Below are 21,805 nucleotides of genomic sequence, written 5' to 3' on the forward strand. Positions count from 1 at the left end.
CTACATGTCCTCCTGATTATGGGATATCCAGTCCCCAATTTGTTCTTCGGTCCACCACTTAAACTGACCTGCACGGATCTTTTCCAGTACATTCATTTCGGTTAAACGACGGAGTAATTTAGCTCTGACACCTGGTGAAGATACACGTGCCTTTACTTCCATCCTCATCTGATACAAAAATTCAATATATGTCTCGTACTCATCTCCGAATTGCTGTTCCAATGTGTCACGAATTTCCGCTGCGGCTATAGGCCCTGCTCCAGCGGTCGATATCGCAATGCTCAGTCTGCCACGCCTGACCACACTTGGTGTAATAAAGGTACTTCGCTCAGAAGATATAGCGTCATTAACCAGTATACCCGCATCTTCAGCTTCTTGGACAACAGCTGTGTTCACTTCACTATGGTCCGTTGCTGCATATACGAGAAAGGCCCCCCGCAAATCTCCGTTGCGGTAGGACCGGGCCAGCCATTGAATTCGGGAATCATGATGCAATTGTTGTAACGTTGGCGTAACTTCCGGACTAATCACCTTAATTTGCGCTTCCGCATGAAGCAAACCTTTTATTTTACGTTCAGCAACACGTCCGCCTCCAACCACGCAGCAGGATTTCCCTGATATATCTACAAATATTGGCGTGTACCGTTCCATCCCTTCACTCTCCCGTCCAACGATGAAACGCTGAATACGCATTGGATAAAAAACTGATAATGACAAAGCCGTATCCGATCAGCGTCCATCTCGCCATAATAACTGTGGAGAACTGTTTTCTTCTCTTAAAGACGAAGTACCCCACATAGATCGCTATGGCAAGCCCCGTTGCAATAACCTTGAGATCCAAGAGCAGGCTCCAGCGCGTTTCGGCTACAATGGACAATACCGCGAGCATGATAGAAACACCAAGGAGAGGTGTGCCAATCAGTGTAGCCCCATCCATATATTTGCCGATCACTTCGAGACTCGGCAGACGACGTACGGTATCATTCCATTTCTTATTCTTCAGCTTGCGGTGCAAAAACAGATATAACATGGCAAATACAGCACCCACCGTCAAAGCCGCAAAACCAAGATTGGCCAAGGTGATATGCATAATAAGCAATCCATGCACTGTCTGCCAGTTATGCAGAGATATCTCACCTGCTGTAAACCACAACCGGTTCAACACTGTAACCGAGAAACCAACCACGTTCAGCAACAAAATGACAAATTCGGAACGTTGAATACGAGTCATCACTAGAGACATTAGTACGATGCTAAATGAAAATATAAACAAAAAATCAAACGTGGTGTAGATTGGAAAATGCCCTTCGGTTAACATACGTAAAATGACATGGAACACCTGAAGTGCCCATACAACAACAAGAAACCCTGTGCCTGTCCGCTTCGCCCCAGCATTGCGTCGAATGCAGTCCGAGAAATAGAACAGTAGGCTCAGGGCATACATATAGATTAAAGCTTCATAGATTTGTTCAGCTAGGGTCAAGCTGCCCACCCGCCTTATACGCCTGCCGGAGCATAAGCCGGCACGGGGTCTTGCCGGGAATCGTTAAGATGAACGGCATCCGGTTTGCGCAGAGCCGTGGCATCGCTCTGATTTACTTTCTCAGCGGCCCCCTCTACGGCATCCTCCAGAGCAAAGATCTGAGTAAACATGCGCAGCGCTTCATCACCATGCTTGGTACCAGCCATTTCCTTAATCCGGTTAATCGGATCTGTCGTCATTTGATTCACGATGCTTTTCGTCAGACGGCGGATAACTTTACGCTGATGTTCATCCAGTTCAGGCAATTTATTAAACAGACTATCCATCGTTTCTTCATGAATGGAAGCACCTTTTTCCTGCAATGCCCGAATGACAGGACGAACGCCCAAGGTTTTGAGCCATTGATAATAATCTTCCATCTCAAGTTCAATCATTTTCTCGATCTTGGCAGCTTCCACCTTACGCATCTCCAGATTGCTCTCCACGATTCCTTCCAAATCATCAATATCATAAAGGAATACATTGGATAACTCGCCGATCGCCGGATCGATATCCCGCGGAACAGCAATATCAATCAGGAACAGTGGACGCGATTGACGACGCTTCATGCTCTCTCGAACCACAGTGGCATCCAGTACATATCTTTCGGCCCCCGTCGAACTAATGACAATATCAACCTCGTTCAGTCGCTCTAGTGCCTGTTCCATCGTACAAGGGGTCCCCCGAAACTTCGCTGCCAATTCCTCAGCTCGCGCAAGTGTCCGATTCGCCACAATGACTTCGGAGGCTCCATTGGTATACAGATGTTTTACTGTAAGTTCACTCATTTTGCCGGCACCCAGAATCAGCACCTTCTTATCCGTGAACATACCAAAGATACGCTTGCCTAGTTCTACAGCAGCATAACTTACAGATACCGCACTCTCTCCGATCGAAGTCTCCGAATGTGCCCGTTTGCCCAATGTAACAGCCTGTTTGAACAGCATGTTAAACCAGGTCCCAGTAGCTTTCTCTTCCTGTGCTTTGAAGAAAGCCTGTTTCACCTGTCCAAGAATCTGAGTCTCACCAATAACCATGGAATCCAGCCCACAAATGACACGGAACAAATGGCGCATGGCTTGATCATCTTCATATATATATAAGTGTTGCGTAAATTCTTCCCGCGGAACATTAAACCATTGTTCCATGAACGTCCGAATAAAATAACCACACATGTGAAGACGGTCTACCACAACATACAACTCGGTACGGTTACATGTGGCTACGATTACACCTTCCAATACACTCTTGGTCAGCTTGAGCTGCTGCAGCGCTTCAGACAAGTCCTTTTCTGCAAATGTGAATCGTTCCCTAACCTCTACAGGCGCCGTGCGATAATTCAAACCAACGACAACGATGTGCATTGCAAGTTCACCTGCCTAATAAATTTCCAATCAAAGTGTTTTCTACATATGTTCATCCATTTATGATTGACATGGTTAATTATATCACACATCCATAGTATGACCGGGCCATTTTTATGAAATGTTTATGAAATCCCCATGTAAATCATCTTATGCATTGTCATTTATTGTAGTGTCTCACCAATCTTCACCGTTATGCGTTAAATACTTGTTTTAATGATAAAGATTCATGAAAATCCCATATAAAACAAATAGCCATGGATGGCTCCATGACTATTCAGGTTTGGGATGATCTTCGTTCCATCCCGATATGTGAACATTATTCATGCTGTCGTTATTCAATCGCGTTTCTTGCGTACTTGGTTCCTTTATTCTTTTCATTTCAATGAGATTAAAAATAACATCTATCCAAAGGGAATGCAACCCCTTTAGGAAGATCAAAAAATAAAAGATTCGTATCCATCAAGCTCCCGAAATCAAGAAATCCCCTTTCGCTTCTACCTGGAATGTACCAGATCAGAGCATTAGGGGATGGTTAGTTAAATACTTGTATAATTCACTCTTTTGGGTCAGTAGGCTTCAAGCTCAAACAGCCGTTTCTGGTGGCGCGCAAGCTTTTTATCAATCTGCTGGAGTTGATCAGAAGTAGAAGCATCCATTCTTGTATTAAGTAACGAATCAACCTCGGCGTATAACCGGTTTATCTCGCGTTCAATATCTCGAGCCTGGAACACACGCTGCAATTCAAGCAACGTATTTTTGTATTCGTAGATGACACGGGTATTCTCGCCGATCTGCTCCACAATTTTACGGACAACGCCCTGCGTATAAACATACGTCATGGTAAACTCCTCATAAATGCGATGAACAACGCCATCACCCTTAAAAGTCATAAAGAGCTTCCGGACTACGTTCGTCAGATAATGGTTTACCAGGCGGCAAGATAACTCACAGATGTAAAACCCTTCCCTACGATCAAAAGGGAAATGAACTTCTTCTCCACTCACATCTACGAGCACAATTTCCTGGCAGCCATTCTCCATCACCTTCACTCGTTGATGAATCCGGCCATCTTCTGTCATGCGTAAAAACTGATGCATCTGGGGTTCTGACAATTTCAAAGTGGCTTTAACATACTCTGTGGCTAATCGCTGAGCCATAAAATCTCCTCAATTCTTTCCCGATTGTTTTGTCTTCCTGCACATGTGGCAGTGATCTCAAAATTCTTCAGGTCGGCAAGGCCGCTACTTTGGTACTGTTGGCGCAAATGCACCTATACTCATTATACACTACCGTATAGCTATTTCGCCCCAAAATAAAACAATGAATGTTCACGAAAATCCATAAAATATGGATTAATCCTTGATTGCATCAAAGATCCACCCCAGTTGCTCGCTTTCCTGCATCAAAATGGCGTAATCCCCGGTTATCCGTTAATTTCGTGGTCTGCGTGATTTTCCTCAGCCTGTGACTCTTCTTCCGCTGAAGCTTGACCGATTCCGGCAAAGCGGGTAATGATCTCCCATAATTCTTCTTTTCCTAAACCTTCTTCCGATGAAAACGGAACAAACAGATCACCCGGGCGAAGATCCAAAGCTTCCTTGATGACTTTAATATGTTTGGCTCTACGTGTTTTTGGAATCTTGTCCATCTTCGTCGCAACCACTACCAGAGGCAAGCCATGATGGCGGAGCCACTCATTCATCATCATGTCATCCTTGGACGGTTCATGTCTCATATCCACCATCTGCATGACCAGTTTCAATTCCTCGCGTCCCAACAAGTACTTCTCCATCATTTTGCCCCAGGCAAAGCGTTGCTCTTTGGAAACTTTAGCGTAGCCATATCCCGGGAAATCGACGAAGTAGAGATCCTGATTGATCTTATAATAGTTCAGTTGCTGTGTCTTACCAGGGGTAGAACTCGTCCGTGCCAAGTTTTTACGATTAATCAAACGGTTGATCAAAGATGATTTCCCTACATTGGATCGTCCCGCCAAGGCAATCTCGGGCAGGCCGTCCTCGGGGTATTGTTCAGGCCGAACGGCACTGATAATAAATTCGGATTGATTTACTTTCATAATGTATCTGTCCTCTCTTGAATCCTGTGCTCTTAATTAGAGCTGCTGTTGGTATTATGCCATGGATTGTTCTATCATACCAAAAAAACCGTTCCAGCGGACGCCAAAGCTTCCGCAGAACGGTTTACTCTTCATACGATCCCTCGTTTAACGGGCTACAGGTGAATTCCTGCCTGTTCCACAAGCGCATGTTGCAGCACCTGATCCATATGGGCTACAGGAACAAATTCCACATCTTCTTTGATGCTGTCCGGAATATCCCGCAGGTCCCGTTCGTTATCCTTGGGCAATAATATTTTTTTGTAACCGGCGCGGTGGGCCGCCAGTGATTTTTCCTTAAGTCCGCCGATTGGCAACACACGGCCACGCAGCGTTATTTCGCCGGTCATGGCAATATCTTTGGAGACATGTTTGTTCGTTAGAGCAGAGATCAACGCAGTCGCCATTGTAATTCCTGCGGATGGTCCATCCTTCGGAATGGCTCCTTCCGGAACGTGGATATGGATATCGTTCTTCTCGTGGAAGTCAGACGGGATGCCAAGCTGTGCAGCTTTGGATCGGGTGTAGCTGAATGCCGCCTGAGCCGATTCCTTCATGACATCGCCCAGTTTACCTGTCAGCGTCAGCTTGCCTGTACCAGGTACAACGGTAACCTCGATCACGAGGGTATCTCCACCCACTTCAGTCCACGCCAGTCCCGTCACAGTACCAATCTGATCTTCCAGTTCGGCCATACCGTAGCGGAATTTACCCGGACCAAGGTAATCCTTCACTTCATCTGCTGTAATGTTAATCTGACCTTCCACACCAGACACGATGTTTTTGGCCGCTTTCCGACACAACGAAGCCATCTGCTGTTCCAGATTCCGCACGCCGGACTCTCGTGTATATTCACGAATGACACGCAACATGCTGTCATCCCCGATATTCAGCTGATCTTCTTCCAGACCATGATCCTGTTTCTGTTTCGGCAGCAAATAGTTTTTGGCAATTTGCAGCTTCTCCAGCTCGGTATACCCCGGAATATTGAGCATCTCCATCCGGTCCAGAAGCGGACGTGGAATGTTATGCACTGTGTTGGCAGTTGTAATAAACATAACGTTAGATAAGTCAAACGGCAACTCTACAAAGTGATCACTGAATGTGTTGTTCTGTTCAGGATCAAGTACTTCGAGCAACGCTGCGGAAGGGTCTCCGCGGAAGTCTGAAGCCATTTTATCGATCTCGTCCAGCAGGAATACCGGATTGAGTGAACCCGCTGTCTTCATGCCCTGAATGATTCGACCTGGCATTGCGCCCACATAGGTACGTCGATGACCGCGAATTTCCGCTTCATCTCGCACGCCACCCAACGATATTCTGACGAATTCACGTCCAAGGGATCTGGCGATAGAGCGGGCAAGCGAGGTTTTTCCAACCCCTGGAGGTCCAACCAGACAGAGGATCGGTCCTTTAAGCTTTTTCACCAGCTTCTGAACAGCCAGATATTCAAGCACACGTTCTTTCGGTTTTTCCAAACCGTAGTGATCTGCATTTAACACATCTTCAGCCTTTTGAATATCCAGATCGTCAGCTGTCAGCTGCGTCCAAGGCAGTCCCAGCAGCCAATCCACATAGTTGCGGATAACGCCACCTTCGGCAGAACTTGATGGCATTTTCTCCAGCCGATCAATTTCTTTCTCAACCTTTTCCTTCACCTTGTCCGGCAAGCCAAGAGCCTCCATTTGATTTCGGAGTTCCTCAACCTCCCCGGCACGGCCTTCTTTCTCACCCAGCTCTTTTTGAATCGCCTTCATCTGCTCACGCAGATAGTACTCTTTCTGGGTTTTCTCCATCTGTTTCTTCACGCGCTGGCTGATTTTGCGTTCAAGCTCCAGTACTTCCCGCTCATTGTTCAGGATGTCCAGCAACTTCTCCAGCCGTTCACGAACGTCGATGGTCTCCAAAATCTCCTGTTTGTCCTTGATCTTCAAAGACAGGTGACTGGTGATGACATCGGCCAAGCGACCTGGTTCTTCAATATCAGACACAGCCGCAAGTGTCTCAGGTGTAACCTTTTTGGACAGATTAATATAATTTTCGAACTGGTTCAGAACTGTACGCATCAGCGCATCTGTTTCCGGATGACTGTTCTCCTCTTCAGGAAGCTCTTGTGCCAGAACCTCATAGTATTCCTCGTTGTCCGTATATTCAATGATTTCAGCCCGTTCCAAGCCTTCCACAAGTACACGAATCGTCCCGTTTGGAAGCTTCAGCATCTGTCTGACCTTGGCAACCGTTCCGATTCTGAAAATATCCTCTTGTGTTGGTTCTTCAATATTTACCTCGGCTTGGGAACATAGGAGAATCAAATGTTCTTCTACCATCGCTTTTTCTAAAGCCTTGACCGATTTCTCCCGGCCCACATCGAGATGCAGTACCATACTCGGGTAGACGAGAAGTCCTCTTAAAGGCAGTAAAGGAAAACGACGACCTTTCGCTTTGCTCGGTCCCATCGCTTTCGCACCTCCAATGGCTCTCAGGTTGTAGTCATTCATTATTCTATCAAATGTTCACATAAAAAACCAATGAAGGGAAGCGCTTAGCAGCTTCCCGAATCTGTAACCTGTCCTGGACGGGGCAAGTCAGCACGTAAATAGGATGCGGATGCCGGCGGGAAAATCTCCGGTGCAGGTGTTGCTGTCTCCTCCGCAAGGTTGATTTGTTTGGCTTGCTCCTCATTAGGCACCCAGTCAAATACTTCTCGGAATACGTCTTCAACGGTATCGACCGGGATAACTCGTAAGCCATCCAGATTTTCAAAGATGGACTGCCAGTTCTCTGCCGGAATAATGACCGTTTTGGCGCCCGCCTGGAATGCAGCCTCCACTTTGGCGAGTACACCGCCGATCGGTTTTACCCGGCCATGAATACTGATCTCGCCAGTCATCGCTGTCTCATGGTCAATCGGACGCCCCTGGATGGCTGATGTAATAGCTGTCGCCATGGCAATCCCCGCAGATGGGCCATCAATTGGCGTTCCACCTGGGAAGTTGACGTGTAAATCATAGTCGTTAGGACGAATGCCCATGGCCTTTAATACGGTTATCACATTTTCAACCGAGCCTCTAGCCATGCTTTTTCGCCGGAGTATGCGCGAACCGCCTCCAATCTCTTCTTCATCCACAACTCCCGTGATGTTAATTCGTCCCTGATCTCGAAGAGTCGGAACAGCGGATACTTCGATCTCCAGAATGGTGCCCATATTCGGTCCATATACGGCCAAGCCATTCACAAAACCGATCTGTGGCCGCATAGGCACCTTGCGATCTGGCCGGGGCTGAATCTGGCTGCTGCCAGCGACCCATTCCACATCCGACGCCTGCAGCGTTTCACGTTTTTCAGTCAAAGCCAGCCCAGCAGCGAGTTGAATGATATTGACCGCTTCACGGCCATTGGTTGCATAGCGCTTAACCACATCAACTGCCTCTGGACATGGACTGAATCCGATTTTCTGTACAGCGTCTTCCGCAATTTGCCCGATTTCTTCCGGCAGCAATGGACGGAAATAGACCTCCATGCACCGCGAGCGCAAGGCTGGAGGCAGTTCATGGGACGATCGAGTCGTCGCTCCGACAAGACGAAAATCGGCTGGCAGACCATTTTGAAAAATATCGTGGATATAAGCAGGAGTATGCGTGTCTTCCGAGTTATAGTACGCACTTTCCAAAAACACCTTGCGGTCCTCCAATACTTTCAGCAGTTTATTCATCTGAATGGAATGCAGTTCACCGATCTCATCAATAAAAAGCATCCCTCCATGCGCTTTGGTAACGGCACCGGGTTTCGGCTGTGGAATGCCTGCTACGCCCATCGCTCCTGCTCCCTGATAGATCGGATCATGCACTGAACCAATCAAAGGGTCAGCAATACCCCGTTCATCAAAACGCGCCGTCGTGGCGTCAAGTTCCGTGAATTTGGCATCGGCCTTGAAGGGAGATGACGGATTCTTTTTGGCTTCTTCCAAAACCACCCTTGCAGCAGCTGTTTTACCTACCCCTGGAGGTCCATATATAATGACATGCTGTGGATTAGCACTGCATAGCGCGGCTTTAAGGGCGCGAAGTCCGTCTTTTTGCCCTACAATGTCATTAATGGTTGCCGGACGTGTCTTCTCTGACAGGGGCTTGGTGAGTGAAATGGAGCGCAACTTCCGCAGCTTCTCCAGTTCCTTGCGGGATTCACGCTCCACCGCACCGCGATTCGTTTTCTGCCCTCGAAGTAAATTCCAGAAATACAAACCGATCACCACACCAAAAAATAACTGAATCATCATTATGACCATACCAAATTCCATGTCTCAACATCCTCCTGTTCTATCCCTATTCTCATACGAGATCATGCTAATACTTGGTAGTATAGCCTTTTCACCGAGACGTAAACGGGTGATCAGGAAATTGTATGTTTGAGAACAAAAAACAGCCCGTCAATGCTGACGGACTGTTACAAAACGATATATAAATCAATCAGTGCGAGCGGCCAGGAATAACGCCTGTCGCTTCATAAGACTCCACGATTTTGTCGATCTCTTTTTTCAATTCCTCAACCATGATCTCTTCTGGCACTTTACGGATCATTTTACCATGACGGAATAACAAGCCTTCTCCGCGTGCACCGGCAATACCGATATCCGCTTCCTTGGCTTCACCCGGACCGTTAACAGCACAACCCAGCACCGATACTTTGATCGGCACCTTAAGTTTGGAGATATACTCTTCCACTTCATTCGCAATGGAGAACAGATCGATATCCAAACGGCCACAGGTAGGACAGGAAATCAGCGTAGCTGCATTTGAAATCAGACCAAAGGTTTTGAGCAGGTCACGAGCAACCTTGATCTCTTCAACCGGGTCCGCACTAAGCGATATCCGCATCGTCGAACCAATGCCCATGGATAACAAGGCACCCATACCGGCAGAACTTTTGATTGTACCAGAGAACAATGTACCCGCCTCGGTAATGCCCAAATGCAACGGATACTTGATGATCTCAGCCGCTTTGGAATAAGCCTCAATCGCCATCGGCACATCCGATGCTTTGAGAGACACGATAATATCGTGAAAATCCAATTCTTCTAGAATGCCAATGTGATAAAGTGCACTTTCTACCATAGCATCAGCTGTTGGATAACCATATTTTTCGAGCAAATGGTTCTCCAGAGATCCTGCGTTTACCCCGATCCGAATCGGAATACCCTTCTCTTTACAAGCTTTGACGACTTCCTCTACTTTGGAACGTTTACCGATATTGCCGGGATTAATCCGTACTTTATCGATGCCGTTCTCAATCGCAAGGAGCGCCAGTTTATAATTAAAATGGATATCCGCTACGAGCGGAATATTAATCCGTTTTTTGATTTCCTTGATGGCTGCTGCAGCTTCCTCATTGTTCACCGTTACACGCACCACTTGGCAGCCTGCTTCTTCCAAACGCAAAATCTCTGCCACGGTTGCCTCAACGTCTGCCGTTTTCGTTGTACACATGCTCTGGATGATGACTTCGTTGCTGCCACCAATCGTTAAGTTACCCACTTTTACGGGTCGTGTATCTTGTCTTAAAAACATGAGTGATTTCTCTCCCCACAACGTCAAAGCTCCACCCTGACAGAGACATGAATTCGCCTTCTGCCAGGAGTGGAGAACTGACAAGTCTATATTTCAGTGTTGAAACGGAATATTCGCCTTTAGTTAGGCACTTTCTTCCTGCTTGTCGTCCTTGGATTGGCTCAGTTCAGGCACGACTCTCTTCTCAACGACCTCTTCGGTAATGACACAGTTCGTAACATCATCACGGGAAGGCACTTCGTACATAATCTCAAGCATAATGCCCTCGATGATTGCACGTAGTCCACGTGCACCCGTGTTACGTTTAATGGCTTCCTTCGCAATCGCCAGCAATGCTCCTGGTTCGAACACCAGATTCACATTATCCAGCTCAAGCAGTTTTTGGTACTGTTTCGTAAGCGCATTTTTTGGCTCGGAAAGAATCCGTACCAATGTGTCTTCGTCCAGCGGCTCTAAAGTGGAGATAACTGGCAAACGGCCTACAAACTCCGGAATCAGACCGAATTTCAACAAGTCTTCCGGCAATACCATACCCAGATATTCACCTGGTTTAAGATCTTTTTGTTCCGCAACGGTATTAAAGCCGATGACTTTTTTACCGATCCGGCGTTTAATCATTTGCTCGAGACCATCAAAGGCACCGCCACAAATGAACAAGATGTTGGTGGTATCAATCTGGATGAATTCCTGATGTGGATGCTTACGACCACCTTGTGGAGGTACAGAAGCTACAGTCCCTTCCAGGATTTTCAAGAGCGCTTGTTGAACACCTTCACCCGATACATCACGTGTAATGGATGGGTTCTCGGATTTACGCGCTACTTTATCAATTTCATCGATATAAATAATGCCGCGCTCTGCTTTTTCCACATCATAATCAGCAGCTTGAATCAGCTTGAGCAGAATGTTCTCTACATCTTCGCCGACATAACCTGCTTCCGTCAATGAAGTTGCATCAGCAATAGCAAAAGGAACATTAAGGATTTTGGCCATCGTTTGCGCAAGCAACGTTTTACCAGAACCCGTAGGTCCTAACAGCAAAATATTACTTTTTTGCAATTCAACATCTTCAATCTTACTTTGTGTGTTGATCCGTTTATAGTGATTGTAAACCGCTACAGACAAAGATTTCTTCGCCTGATCCTGTCCAATGACGTATTGGTCAAGAATGTCGCGGATTTCTTTCGGTTTTGGAATATCTTTGAGGTCCAGTTCTTCGTCATGACCGAGCTCTTCCTCTACGATTTCAGTGCACAGTTCGATACATTCATCACAAATGTAAACGCCCGGTCCAGCGACCAGCTTGCGCACCTGTTCCTGAGATTTACCGCAAAAAGAGCATTTCAACTGCCCTTTCTCATCGTTAAATTTAAACATGAAACCACCCCTTTAGGAATTGATCGGTCTGCTGAGCACCTGGTCAATAATGCCGTACGTTTTGGCTTCTTCAGCACTCATGAAAAAGTCACGGTCTGTGTCCCGCTCGATTTTCTCAAGGGGTTGACCTGTACGATCGACGTATATTTGATTCAGTTTCTGACGTGTTTTAATAATCCATTCTGCGTGAATTTTGATATCCGCAGCCTGTCCTTGAACGCCGCCAAGCGGCTGATGAATCATCACTTCGCTGTTAGTCAGCGCATATCGTTTGCCAGGAGCTCCGGCTGTCAGCAATAACGAGCCCATGCTTGCTGCCATACCTACGCAAATGGTCGATACATCCGGCTTGATATATTGCATCGTATCGTATATACCCATCCCTGCGGTGACAGAACCACCAGGTGAATTAATGTACAAACTTATATCCTTCTCAGGATCGTCGGCTGCCAAAAACAAAAGCTGCGCTATGACAAGATTGGCTACATCGTCATCAATCGCACTGGTTAAAAAGATAATGCGATCCTTCAGCAAACGCGAATATATATCGTAAGACCGCTCGCCTCGATTGGTTTGTTCAACAACCATTGGCACCAGACTCATGAGACCAACCTCTTTTCTACATGTAATTAGACATAGGCTACCTGTAAAGCAAACCCAAATTCATTCTAACACGTTCCTGTGACAATGTCATTTTTCACAAGTGGTGTAAAGACGGAGTAAGTTTACTTTTTTGCCTGATCATATTTAACCATGTTTTCTATGTATGTGCAAATCGGAGCAATCCTATGCCGTTTCACCTTTTTTTTATTTGCAGGAGAACCATAGGACCTTAAATATGCATAACCAATGCCACAACGAAATCCATCCATATTATTACTGAATCCTCTATAAAATGGATGCCATAATTTAAAAATAAGGCACGCAATGATTCACGTGCCTTATCGTTTATTCAGCTGTTCATTACGTAACAGCTTGTCTTATTTTTCGTCAGCTTCTGCAGCAACTTCTTCAGTTGGAGCTTCAACAGCTTCAACGACTTTGCTGTTCTCAACGAGAACATCGATCGTTTTACGCAGTTTCACTTCATCACGAAGGCTGTCCAGGGAACCATTACCCTCGAGAATGCCACGAATCTCTTCAGCAGGACGCTTGTAAGACTCAGCCATTTTTTCGAGTTCTTGGTTAACTTCTTCGTCAGACACTTCGATGTTTTCCGCTTTGCCAACGGCTTCAAGAACCAAGTTGTTGCGAACACGTTTGGAAGCATCTTCCTGCATTTGTCCTCTCAGGTCAGCTTGTGTTTGACCAGAGAAGCTCAGGAACATTTCCAGGTTCATACCTTGGTTGCGCAGACGGTTGTCGAAATCACGCATCATGTTTTGTACTTCGCTCTCAACCATTGCAGAAGGAATATCCACTTCAGCATTTTCAGCCACTTTTTCTACAACAGCATTTTCTTGAGCTGCTTTGGCTTCATCTGCTTTGCGGGATTCCAATTGCGTTTTCAGATCAGCTTTGTACTCTTCAAGCGTATCAAATTCGCTAACATCTTTTGCAAACTCGTCATCCAGTTCAGGAAGTTGTTTACGTTTGATTTCATGTACTTTCACTTTAAATACCGCTTTTTTGCCAGCCAGTTCAGCTGCATGGTAGCTCTCAGGGAAAGTTACTTCAACGTCTTTGAAGTCGCCTGTGGACAGACCCACAACCTGCTCTTCAAATCCTGGGATGAATGTGTTGGAACCAAGTTCCAGGGAATAACCCTCAGCTTGTCCACCTTCGAAAGGTACACCATCAACGGAACCGTCAAAGTCGATTACAGCAACGTCGCCGTTTTGTGCGGAACCTTCGTCGATAACAACGAGTTCTGCGTGACGTTGTTGAAGACGCTCGAGCTCTTCAGTCACTTCTACATCCGTTACTTCATGTTTGGCTACAGCAACTTCAACGCCTTTGTAGTCACCCAGTGTAACTTCAGGTTTAACTGTTACTTTCGCTTTGAACTTGAATACTTGTCCTTTAGCGAATTGCTCGACATCTACGTCAGGACGATCAACCGGGAAGATATCCGTTTGGTCGATTGCTTCTGTGTAAGCTTCAGGAAGCAAAATGTCAATTGCTTCTTGATACAGGCTTTCTACACCGAAACGAGCTTCAAAGATGGAACGTGGAACTTTACCTTTACGGAATCCAGGTACATTTGCTTGTTTAACTACTTTATTAAAAGCTTTGTCGAGTGCTGCAGTTACACGATCTGCACCCACTTCAACCTCAAGAACCCCAAGGTTCTTCTCTATCTTTTCCCAAGTTGCTTTCATTGTATACTTTCCCCTCCAAAATTCGCATGTTCACGTAGGCAATCACGTACAAAATAACCATTTTAGTATAAACAAGATTAGATTCTTTTTCAAGGGGAATCCCTTGATACGGTTTGAGGAAAACGTTTCCGGGTCCTATTGACCATCCAAACCGGCAGAAACAAACTGCTTCATTGATCGATATGCTTGCTCCAGACGAAAGCGCATCGCCCCTGTCACAGCATACATTGAGCGAGTATCTTCCTCGTCATGCGAACCGCCCAGACTGTCTGCAACGGTCATATGTAGAGCAGCTCCCCATATATCTGTCATGGAATCATTTTCTTCCAGCATGGACATGTAATCACGGGTTCCGTACACAGCCATGACATATTGAATCCACAGTTCTTGTGCAAAATAAAAGAGCGTAGGTTCATGAACCTCCGTCTGATCTGCCACTCTTTCAAGAATCTGAACGATCTGAATCGGGAAATCCTCAGGTCTAAGCGGAACGGTATCAATCTCCACTTCAACTGGTTCTTCCCCACGAGTAAACGCAATAATGCCTTGAACACCTCGGCGACGTAATGTCTGAAGCACGCGGAACTGAAGTAAAGGATGCAGCGTCTTGTCTTTGAGCCAACCGATAAGCGAATCATCAATTTCTGGCCGATCGAGATAAGCAAGCTGCTCCAGCGCCAGCATTGTTTGTTCAGATAAAGGCTCCTCCATTACGGTACGAAGAAGTTTATCCGCATAGCCATCATCCTGCTCAAGCTTGGATCGGGCATGTTGACGTGCCATGTCCTCTTCACTAATTTCCTCTTCCTCACGCTCTTCACGAACCTCGGGTAAATCTTCCCCGTAATGAGGAAACGCAGCTTCAAGCCATTCGAGCAAGGCTCGCCATTCGTCGTAATGCCGTTCTTCCTGCCCTTGGCATTGCAGCAAAAAGCGAAGCAGGTCCATCGCTTCACCATATCGTTCATTTTCTAGCATAACCGTCAATTGAATCTGGTAATAGTCCAGCGTCTTAGGAAACAGCACAATATTGTTACTGTGCTCGGTTTCCGGGGTCGTGGATTCCTTAATAGGAGCACCTCCTCTGTATCCTGAATCTCCAGTCGCAATCAACCATAAATAGATGTATATTAAACGAAAGTCGATCTATTTTTTTGAGTTCTTCTGATATTCTAACATAACCTTAATTATAATGAAAAAAACGTTACTGCCGCCAAATATCATATACGAAAAATGTATTATAATAAAATGTTTGATATTCATCATTATTTATGATAAAATCAATTTTGCTTGAAAAATTTCATGTCTCAGTAGCTCAGCTGGATAGAGCAACGCCCTTCTAAGGCGTCGGTCGGGGGTTCGAATCCCTCCTGGGACGTAATTAAAAAAAAGCTTCTTTCGGGGAGCTTTTTTTGCGTTCTGGGGATGAGAACCCCAATGGTTCGTCGGAGCATTAGCTTCGATAGGATTACTTCGCAGTCTCGACTGCAAGGAGAGTATCCCTCCTGGGACGTAATAAAGAAAAGTTTCCTTCGGGAAGCTTTTTTTTGCGTTCTGGGGATGATTGAATACGTTAATCGGCTGATGTTGACACGGGATGTTATGCTTGTTTATGTATATGTATGTATCAAAGTATACATATTAGACAAATAAACTATAGGAGATTTACCATGCCATCCTCTTTACATCAAAACTCACCTGACCATTCTGCAGTCGATAATTCATCGTCAGCATCCATGAAACTTGGACTCTTGCTGGCAGGCATTATCGTTATCGCAGCAACAATGCGTTCACCTATTACGGCAACAGGTCCAATTGTGGAACTGATCCGTACAGATACAGGAATAAGTCATACATTGGCAGGCTTGCTTACCTCTCTTCCTTTGCTTGCCTTCGCAGCAATCTCTCCGTTCGCTCCACAATTGGCGCGAAGATTCGGACTAGAAACCGCTCTGTTAACTGCCATAATTCTTGTGACCATAGGCGTATCCCTCCGGTTTATGCCCTCTGTTCCCGTTCTTTTTACAGGAACAGCAATCCTTGGATGTGGTATTGCCCTGAGCAACGTATTGCTGCCCAGTCTGATCAAAAGGGATTTCCCATTGCGAGTGGGTCTCGTTACCGGCCTCTATTCCGTGTCCATGAATATATGGGGCGCTATCGCCTCAGGAATCAGCGTTCCCACGGCAGGCTTAACCTCCATGGGTTGGCATGCTTCACTGGGCATGTGGGCTATACTGTCCATTCTAGCCCTGATTCTCTGGCTGCCTCACGTCCGTTCTGGACGTCGCGGCGAAGTTTACGTGGCTTCGAGAACGGAAGCGAAGCCCGTTCGTCTTATTACATCTCCCTTAGCCTGGTATGTCACATTGTTCATGGGACTGCAATCTTTAATTTTTTACACTACAATTACCTGGCTGCCAGAGGTTCTATCTGATCAGGGTTTCAGTTCCTCTTCAGCCGGCTGGATGTTGTCTTTGATGCAAATGGTTAGTGTTCCGGTAACGTTCATCGTCCCCATTCTGGCTGGACGAATGAAAGATCAACGTTGGCTGACAGCAATTACAGGTTCATGTCTGATTCTGGGATACGCATTCCTTTTAAGTGGTATTTCCTCTCTCGTAACCGTCGGTGTTGCTTTGGCTGGCGTTGGAGCCGGGGCTTCGTTCGGACTTGTAACCATGTTTTTTGTACTGCGTACATCCGATGCAAGACAGGCTGCGGGACTTTCAGGTATGGCTCAATCCTTTGGGTATATGCTGGCAGCCGTCGGACCGTTGCTGTTCGGTGTGCTTCATGATTGGACACAAGGATGGACCCTTCCATTGCTTTTGCAAGTTACACTTGCTGTTCTGTTACTTTTCATGGGATTGAAAGCAAGTGCCAATCGTTTGATTAGTTCATGATGAATTGGAGCTTCCATTATATAAGCAAAGAGACCTTTCCCAATGGAAAGGTCTTTTTTTGCTAAACTCACACTGTGATTAGAATAGTTATTAAAGCTTATCCAGATATTCAAGTAGACGGTACAGAACGACAGATACTTGAGCACGAGTTGATGTAGCTTTTGGAGCAAACTTGTTGCCAGACATACCTTTTACCAAACCATTCTCTACAGCAAAATGAACAGCTGATTTCGCTCCATCTGAAATTTGATCTTCATCCTTGAAACCAATGGATGTTACTCCTTGTTTTATTTCCAAAGCATCGGCAATCATCAAAACCATATTTTCGCGTGTCAATTGGTCCTGTGCACTCGCTTCTTTACTACGTGTTTCCCAATCGATTCCCGTTCCGAAAATACGATCAAGCAACGTCGCAAATTCTGCATGAGTAATGGTACTATTCGGTGAGAATGTGCTAGCACTAATACCCTTAGCAATTTGTTGAGAGGCTATAACTTCGATTTCATCTTTAGCCCAGTGGCTGTTGATGTCTCCAAAAGTTACAGCATTCTCTACAACAACATAAGAACCTGGTTGTGTTACATTGAATTCCAATTGCCCTTTTTGAGACACATTGGACAAAGACGCAGGCTGCCAAGCATCTTTTGTTGTTTGATGATAAGCAATAACTTTACGTACGTCTTTTACAGAGTTCACATCATATTTCAATGTAAGCCCAATATTGTGCTTGAATTTGTCTGCATCAAGATCAATAGATACAATTTGAGAAACAATGTTCTCGTTTTGTTTGTTATCCTTGCCTTCTGCAACATGCAACTTCAAGCTAAATCCTCTATCTGTGACGTAATCCGTCAAAGAAGCAGCAGGTATAGTCACATTGAACGTTTTGCCCTCAATAATCAGATTTTTACCTGAGGCTTGAATTTTATCAGCAATAGCCTTACTGATTGTCAGATCTACTAGACTATATTTGTCAAACTCAACGCTTGATAAATCCAGCTTGATTTCCTTCTTATCATCCTGCAACTGTGTATTAATTACCGCTTCGGAAATCGCTGCTGTAGCCTGTGTAGTTCCGTCAGCGTTTTTCTTTTCGGATACAGATGCGTCACCTTTAATTGTAGGCGTAGGTGTAGTTGATGGGGAAGAATTGGAAGAACTAGATCCGCCTGAAGACCCTGAACCAGAGCCCGGTGATGGTGTACCAGGATTAGGAACTTCCGGATCAGGATTTTTTTTCACCAGAAGTGATGTAGTCGCTGTTCCAATCAAACCTTGCAAGTCTTCAACAGACATTTCCACAATGTACTCCCCAGCTAACAACTTGCCGAGTCTAAGAGTGAATGAGCCGTCTGTTTCAACTTCAAAGGCACCTTCCGTAATCTTCTTATTCGTTGTATCTTTCACAGTGTAACCAGCCTTCAATGAAGCTGTTACATCAAGTTCAGTATCCCATCCACTTTTAAGCGCTGGAGCGGCTACGATATAAAGATCATCAACATTACCTGTCAAAGCTTCTTTGTCCGCCTGCACCACTTCCAGATTTTCTGGTGCTGTTACAACCGGAGCTGCTTTTTTCACCAAAAATGGAGAAGTATCTTCGATATACGTTTTTCCATCAACACCGATTGCAGTGATATCAACCGTGTAAAGACCATCTGGAATAGTCGTTACCTCGTCGGTAGTGTAGTCTGCATACTGTCCATCCCAAGCCAGAGTATATCTTGTGTTGGCAGCGAAACTATAGTAGTTTCCAAAAATAGATCCAATATATCCGTCTCCATAATAGCCCCCATCCGGGTTAAGGCCATCGAAGATCTCAATAAGGGCAAAATTCATGGGATTGTAGAATTCCATAGCTACATTGAGTGTATCCAGCGTACCATCAGGCTTCAATGGATAATGGAACGGGTTCTTCTCTGTACCTTTCACAGTCTCAATGTATTTAACGCCTGCCAATGTAAGGTTGAAATGTGCGACATATGGAACACTAAATGTGTCCGTTCCATTAGACAACTGAAGGTAGCCTTGCGCTTCTGTTACCGCAGTAACACCTTTTGGAACTGTAATAGTAACCTGTAACTCTTCCTCACCATTCAGTGTAAAAGAGCTCTTATCCACTGCAACGGATACACCAGGAATTGTACGAGTTGGATTCACGCTTACAGTGTAGTTTCCACCGCTGCCATTCAGCGACTCCACTTTGATCGTTTTGCTGACGGTTTTTTCGTCCGTGCTGAGGAAGTTACCAAAATTCACACTACCTGTAACATTTGGTTTCTCGACAGCCACGCCATTCTCTGTGTATTTCGTTACATCCAATACTTTAACAAATGCAGCAGGATCAATCGTTTTCACCGCTTGAATACGACCTGCACCTTGATCAAACACATCGTATTTTGTCGTGTCGAGCACTTTACCATTGTTCATGAGTGCAACTTTAATATCAAATGGTGTCCAGTCACTGTGCTTCTCAATCAACAGGGCAACCAGTCCGGCAACATGAGGTGTGGCCATACTTGTACCTGATTTACGATCGTAAGCCTGTGAATAATCAGCTCCAGGTTCGTCCTTGCCATAGGCAGGAACAGTAGAAAGAATGCTGGTACCCGGTGCAACTATATCCGGTTTGATATCCAGAGTCACCTTGGCTGGTCCGCGGGAGCTGGATGGATTCATTTCATCGCCAGCCGTTTGACCTTTAACGAAGTCACTGAAGCTCACTTGAACGCTTTGACCGGCATCCAGCTCAGCTTTGATACTTTCTCCATCTTCCTTCGACATGCTCAAAGTTGGAATAAGTTCAAAATTATCTCCCAAACTCACACCGATCGGGCCTGGAATATTGTTATATACGATAATAGCAACTGCACCAGCAGCTTTGGCATTGGCTACTTTCTCTACAAATGCCAGCTCACCGCGCTGTACAAAAGCCACTTTGCCTGTAAAATCCTTGCCTTCAAAGTCGGTCGGTTTACCCAACCCTGCGAATAAAAGATCATATTGATTCGTCAAAACAGATTCCGGATCTGCTGAGAGGCTCCAGCCCATTACATCAAGTCGGTACACCGACTCAGTAACACCCAATGGATTTTGCTCCGTTTCAGTTGGAGCAATGGCAGGCTCTTCTTTCACAGTTTCAACCTCTGGAGAGGTTTCGATCGGCGCAGAAGGCGAGGCTGGCTGAACACCCTCTTCGGATTGGCTGTCTTCCACATCTAGAGCTGTAACATCAGCAGACGCTGATCCAGACAATGCCGCTTCGTTTGTTGATGAAGCTTCTTCACCTGTTGCACCTTCCGGTGTTGTTGATGGTTCACCTTGAGCCGGAACTTCAGGAGTTTCCGTTCCCGGTGCTGTTCCCAGTTCAGGAGATGGCTCAACTTCAGGGACAGGCTGTTCTTCTGGAAGCGTACCTTTACCTTCCTCACCAATCCAGAAATGAGTGTTGGCTGTAATGCTTTGGCTAGGCCCTGTGGAGTTACCTACAGTGATTGCCATAGCCGATGCTCCTGGAGAACCTAATGTATAACGATTCGGGCCATCATTACCACTTGCTACAACTGCAGTCACGCCAGACAGCATGGCATTGTTAAGAGCAACCGAAGTAATGTAACTTGGATCATTGGCAGCGTTACCCAACGAGAGATTGATTACATCCATACCATCGGCAACGGAACGATCGATTCCCCCTAATACCCATGAGGTTTGTCCACTACCATAGGGTCCAAGAACACGATAGGCATAGATATCAGCTTCGGGTGCAACGCCGACAATGCCGTAGTCCCCTGCTTCTCGAGCAGCAATGGTACCGGCTACGTGAGTACCGTGGGATGTGTAATAGGCGCTTCCATTGGCATTAAACTCAGGTGCCCCAGACACTTTCCATTCTTCATGTGTTGTTTCGTAAGGATCATTGTCATTTCCTACGAAATCCCATCCACCTTTGTAGGCGTCTTGCAAATTAGGATGCTCATAATCGATTCCTGTATCAATAACACCAACTTTGACACCTTTTCCTTTGTATCCCAGATTCCATACTTCAGGGGCGCCAATAAATGGTGCGGTATCTTTCATATAAGGATTCACTTCATCTGTTTCCGGGGATACGGTAATTTCAAGGTCAGGGTATACACTGACAACGCCCGGTATGCGAAGCAACTGTCCCAATTGGTTACCCTTAAGTTCAATGGCTACACCATTCAGGGCATATGCGTAATTTTCCAATACTTCGTGTTTGATTTTATTCTGAGTGAGGCTATGTACAAATGACTGTTGTTGTTGCTCGACTTGAGTCACAGCCTTTGTTTCCATAGAGGAGGTAAAAGATTTTCCTGAGAGGGTAGATTCGCCTTGCGCAACAGCAACTGGTTTATTGGAGAGCTCAACAATTACTCTTGTTTTCTCTCCCCCAAGACCTTCTAGGCTCTTGTCCAAAAATGGATCTGCTGCAAGCTTTCCTTCCCGCTGGGCAAGAATCTCTCTCCATTGTGTGGCTTCGCCCTTGCTTAGCGAGTTCTCAAGCTGAACACCTACAGGAGCGGCTCCGGCCGCTGGCATGATGATAGAAAAAGTCATTAGGATACTTAACAATATGGATATCAATCGTTTATTCAAGGCTATGCCCCTCCT

Annotated in this window: 14 protein-coding genes and 1 tRNA gene; 2 read left to right on the plus strand and 13 right to left on the minus strand. The window is 45.7% G+C overall.

Features of this window, described 5'->3' with window-relative positions; translation table 11 throughout:
• From BLS14_RS25525 to BLS14_RS25580, 12 genes are all read right to left on the minus strand, one after another.
• Complete coding sequence (locus BLS14_RS25525) at positions 1 to 693, minus strand: precorrin-2 dehydrogenase/sirohydrochlorin ferrochelatase family protein (RefSeq protein ID WP_256336667.1); 693 nt, start codon at positions 691 to 693, stop codon at positions 1 to 3.
• Positions 656 to 1,483, minus strand: a complete 828-nt coding sequence (gene ccsA, locus BLS14_RS25530; protein WP_371121670.1) for a cytochrome c biogenesis protein CcsA — start codon at positions 1,481 to 1,483, stop codon at positions 656 to 658. Before ccsA ends, BLS14_RS25525 begins: the two co-directional genes overlap by 38 nt.
• A gap of 14 nt (positions 1,484 to 1,497) precedes the next feature.
• On the minus strand, positions 1,498 to 2,886 hold the full coding sequence (hemA, locus tag BLS14_RS25535; RefSeq protein WP_063566719.1) for a glutamyl-tRNA reductase: 1,389 nt from the start codon (positions 2,884 to 2,886) through the stop codon (positions 1,498 to 1,500).
• A 569-nt stretch (positions 2,887 to 3,455) separates the two neighbouring features.
• Entirely contained in the window at positions 3,456 to 4,046 is a 591-nt protein-coding gene (locus BLS14_RS25540; protein WP_090954590.1) for a non-ribosomal peptide synthetase module, read from the minus strand.
• A 266-nt stretch (positions 4,047 to 4,312) separates the two neighbouring features.
• Positions 4,313 to 4,966 carry a ribosome biogenesis GTP-binding protein YihA/YsxC gene (yihA, locus tag BLS14_RS25545; RefSeq protein WP_063566717.1) on the minus strand — a complete coding sequence of 218 codons (654 nt, stop codon included), beginning with the start codon at positions 4,964 to 4,966 and terminating at the stop codon, positions 4,313 to 4,315.
• Positions 4,967 to 5,121: 155 nt separating this feature from the next.
• Complete coding sequence (gene lon / locus BLS14_RS25550) at positions 5,122 to 7,461, minus strand: endopeptidase La (protein ID WP_072735421.1); 2,340 nt, start codon at positions 7,459 to 7,461, stop codon at positions 5,122 to 5,124.
• Between the two features lie 86 nt (positions 7,462 to 7,547).
• Positions 7,548 to 9,302 carry an ATP-dependent protease LonB gene (lonB, locus tag BLS14_RS25555; protein ID WP_090954592.1) on the minus strand — a complete coding sequence of 585 codons (1,755 nt, stop codon included), beginning with the start codon at positions 9,300 to 9,302 and terminating at the stop codon, positions 7,548 to 7,550.
• Between the two features lie 169 nt (positions 9,303 to 9,471).
• Positions 9,472 to 10,569: a flavodoxin-dependent (E)-4-hydroxy-3-methylbut-2-enyl-diphosphate synthase gene (gene ispG, locus BLS14_RS25560; protein ID WP_063566714.1), complete on the minus strand. Its 1,098-nt coding sequence runs from the start codon at positions 10,567 to 10,569 to the stop codon at positions 9,472 to 9,474.
• A 123-nt stretch (positions 10,570 to 10,692) separates the two neighbouring features.
• Complete coding sequence (gene clpX, locus BLS14_RS25565; protein WP_063566713.1) at positions 10,693 to 11,946, minus strand: ATP-dependent protease ATP-binding subunit ClpX; 1,254 nt, start codon at positions 11,944 to 11,946, stop codon at positions 10,693 to 10,695.
• A 12-nt stretch (positions 11,947 to 11,958) separates the two neighbouring features.
• A complete protein-coding gene (clpP, locus tag BLS14_RS25570) occupies positions 11,959 to 12,549 on the minus strand; it encodes an ATP-dependent Clp endopeptidase proteolytic subunit ClpP (protein WP_024633993.1) in 591 nt (196 codons plus the stop codon).
• 377 nt (positions 12,550 to 12,926) lie between these two features.
• Positions 12,927 to 14,267 carry a trigger factor gene (gene tig, locus BLS14_RS25575; RefSeq protein WP_090954594.1) on the minus strand — a complete coding sequence of 447 codons (1,341 nt, stop codon included), beginning with the start codon at positions 14,265 to 14,267 and terminating at the stop codon, positions 12,927 to 12,929.
• Between the two features lie 135 nt (positions 14,268 to 14,402).
• Positions 14,403 to 15,380, minus strand: a complete 978-nt coding sequence (locus BLS14_RS25580; RefSeq protein ID WP_371121671.1) for a hypothetical protein — start codon at positions 15,378 to 15,380, stop codon at positions 14,403 to 14,405.
• A 191-nt stretch (positions 15,381 to 15,571) separates the two neighbouring features.
• Between BLS14_RS25580 and BLS14_RS25585 the strand changes: the two genes are divergently transcribed.
• Positions 15,572 to 15,645 (plus strand) — tRNA-Arg (locus BLS14_RS25585).
• Positions 15,646 to 15,937: 292 nt separating this feature from the next.
• Complete coding sequence (locus BLS14_RS25590) at positions 15,938 to 17,173, plus strand: CynX/NimT family MFS transporter (protein WP_090810438.1); 1,236 nt, start codon at positions 15,938 to 15,940, stop codon at positions 17,171 to 17,173.
• Positions 17,174 to 17,263: 90 nt separating this feature from the next.
• On the opposite strand, the gene BLS14_RS25595 is transcribed toward BLS14_RS25590, so the two are convergent.
• Positions 17,264 to 21,790, minus strand: coding sequence for a S8 family serine peptidase (locus BLS14_RS25595; protein ID WP_090954596.1), 4,527 nt, complete (start codon positions 21,788 to 21,790; stop codon positions 17,264 to 17,266).
• Positions 21,791 to 21,805 lie beyond the last annotated feature (15 nt).

The sequence above is a fragment of the Paenibacillus sp. OK060 genome (assembly GCF_900101205.1).
In the GTDB taxonomy this organism is placed as follows: domain Bacteria; phylum Bacillota; class Bacilli; order Paenibacillales; family Paenibacillaceae; genus Paenibacillus; species Paenibacillus marchantiae.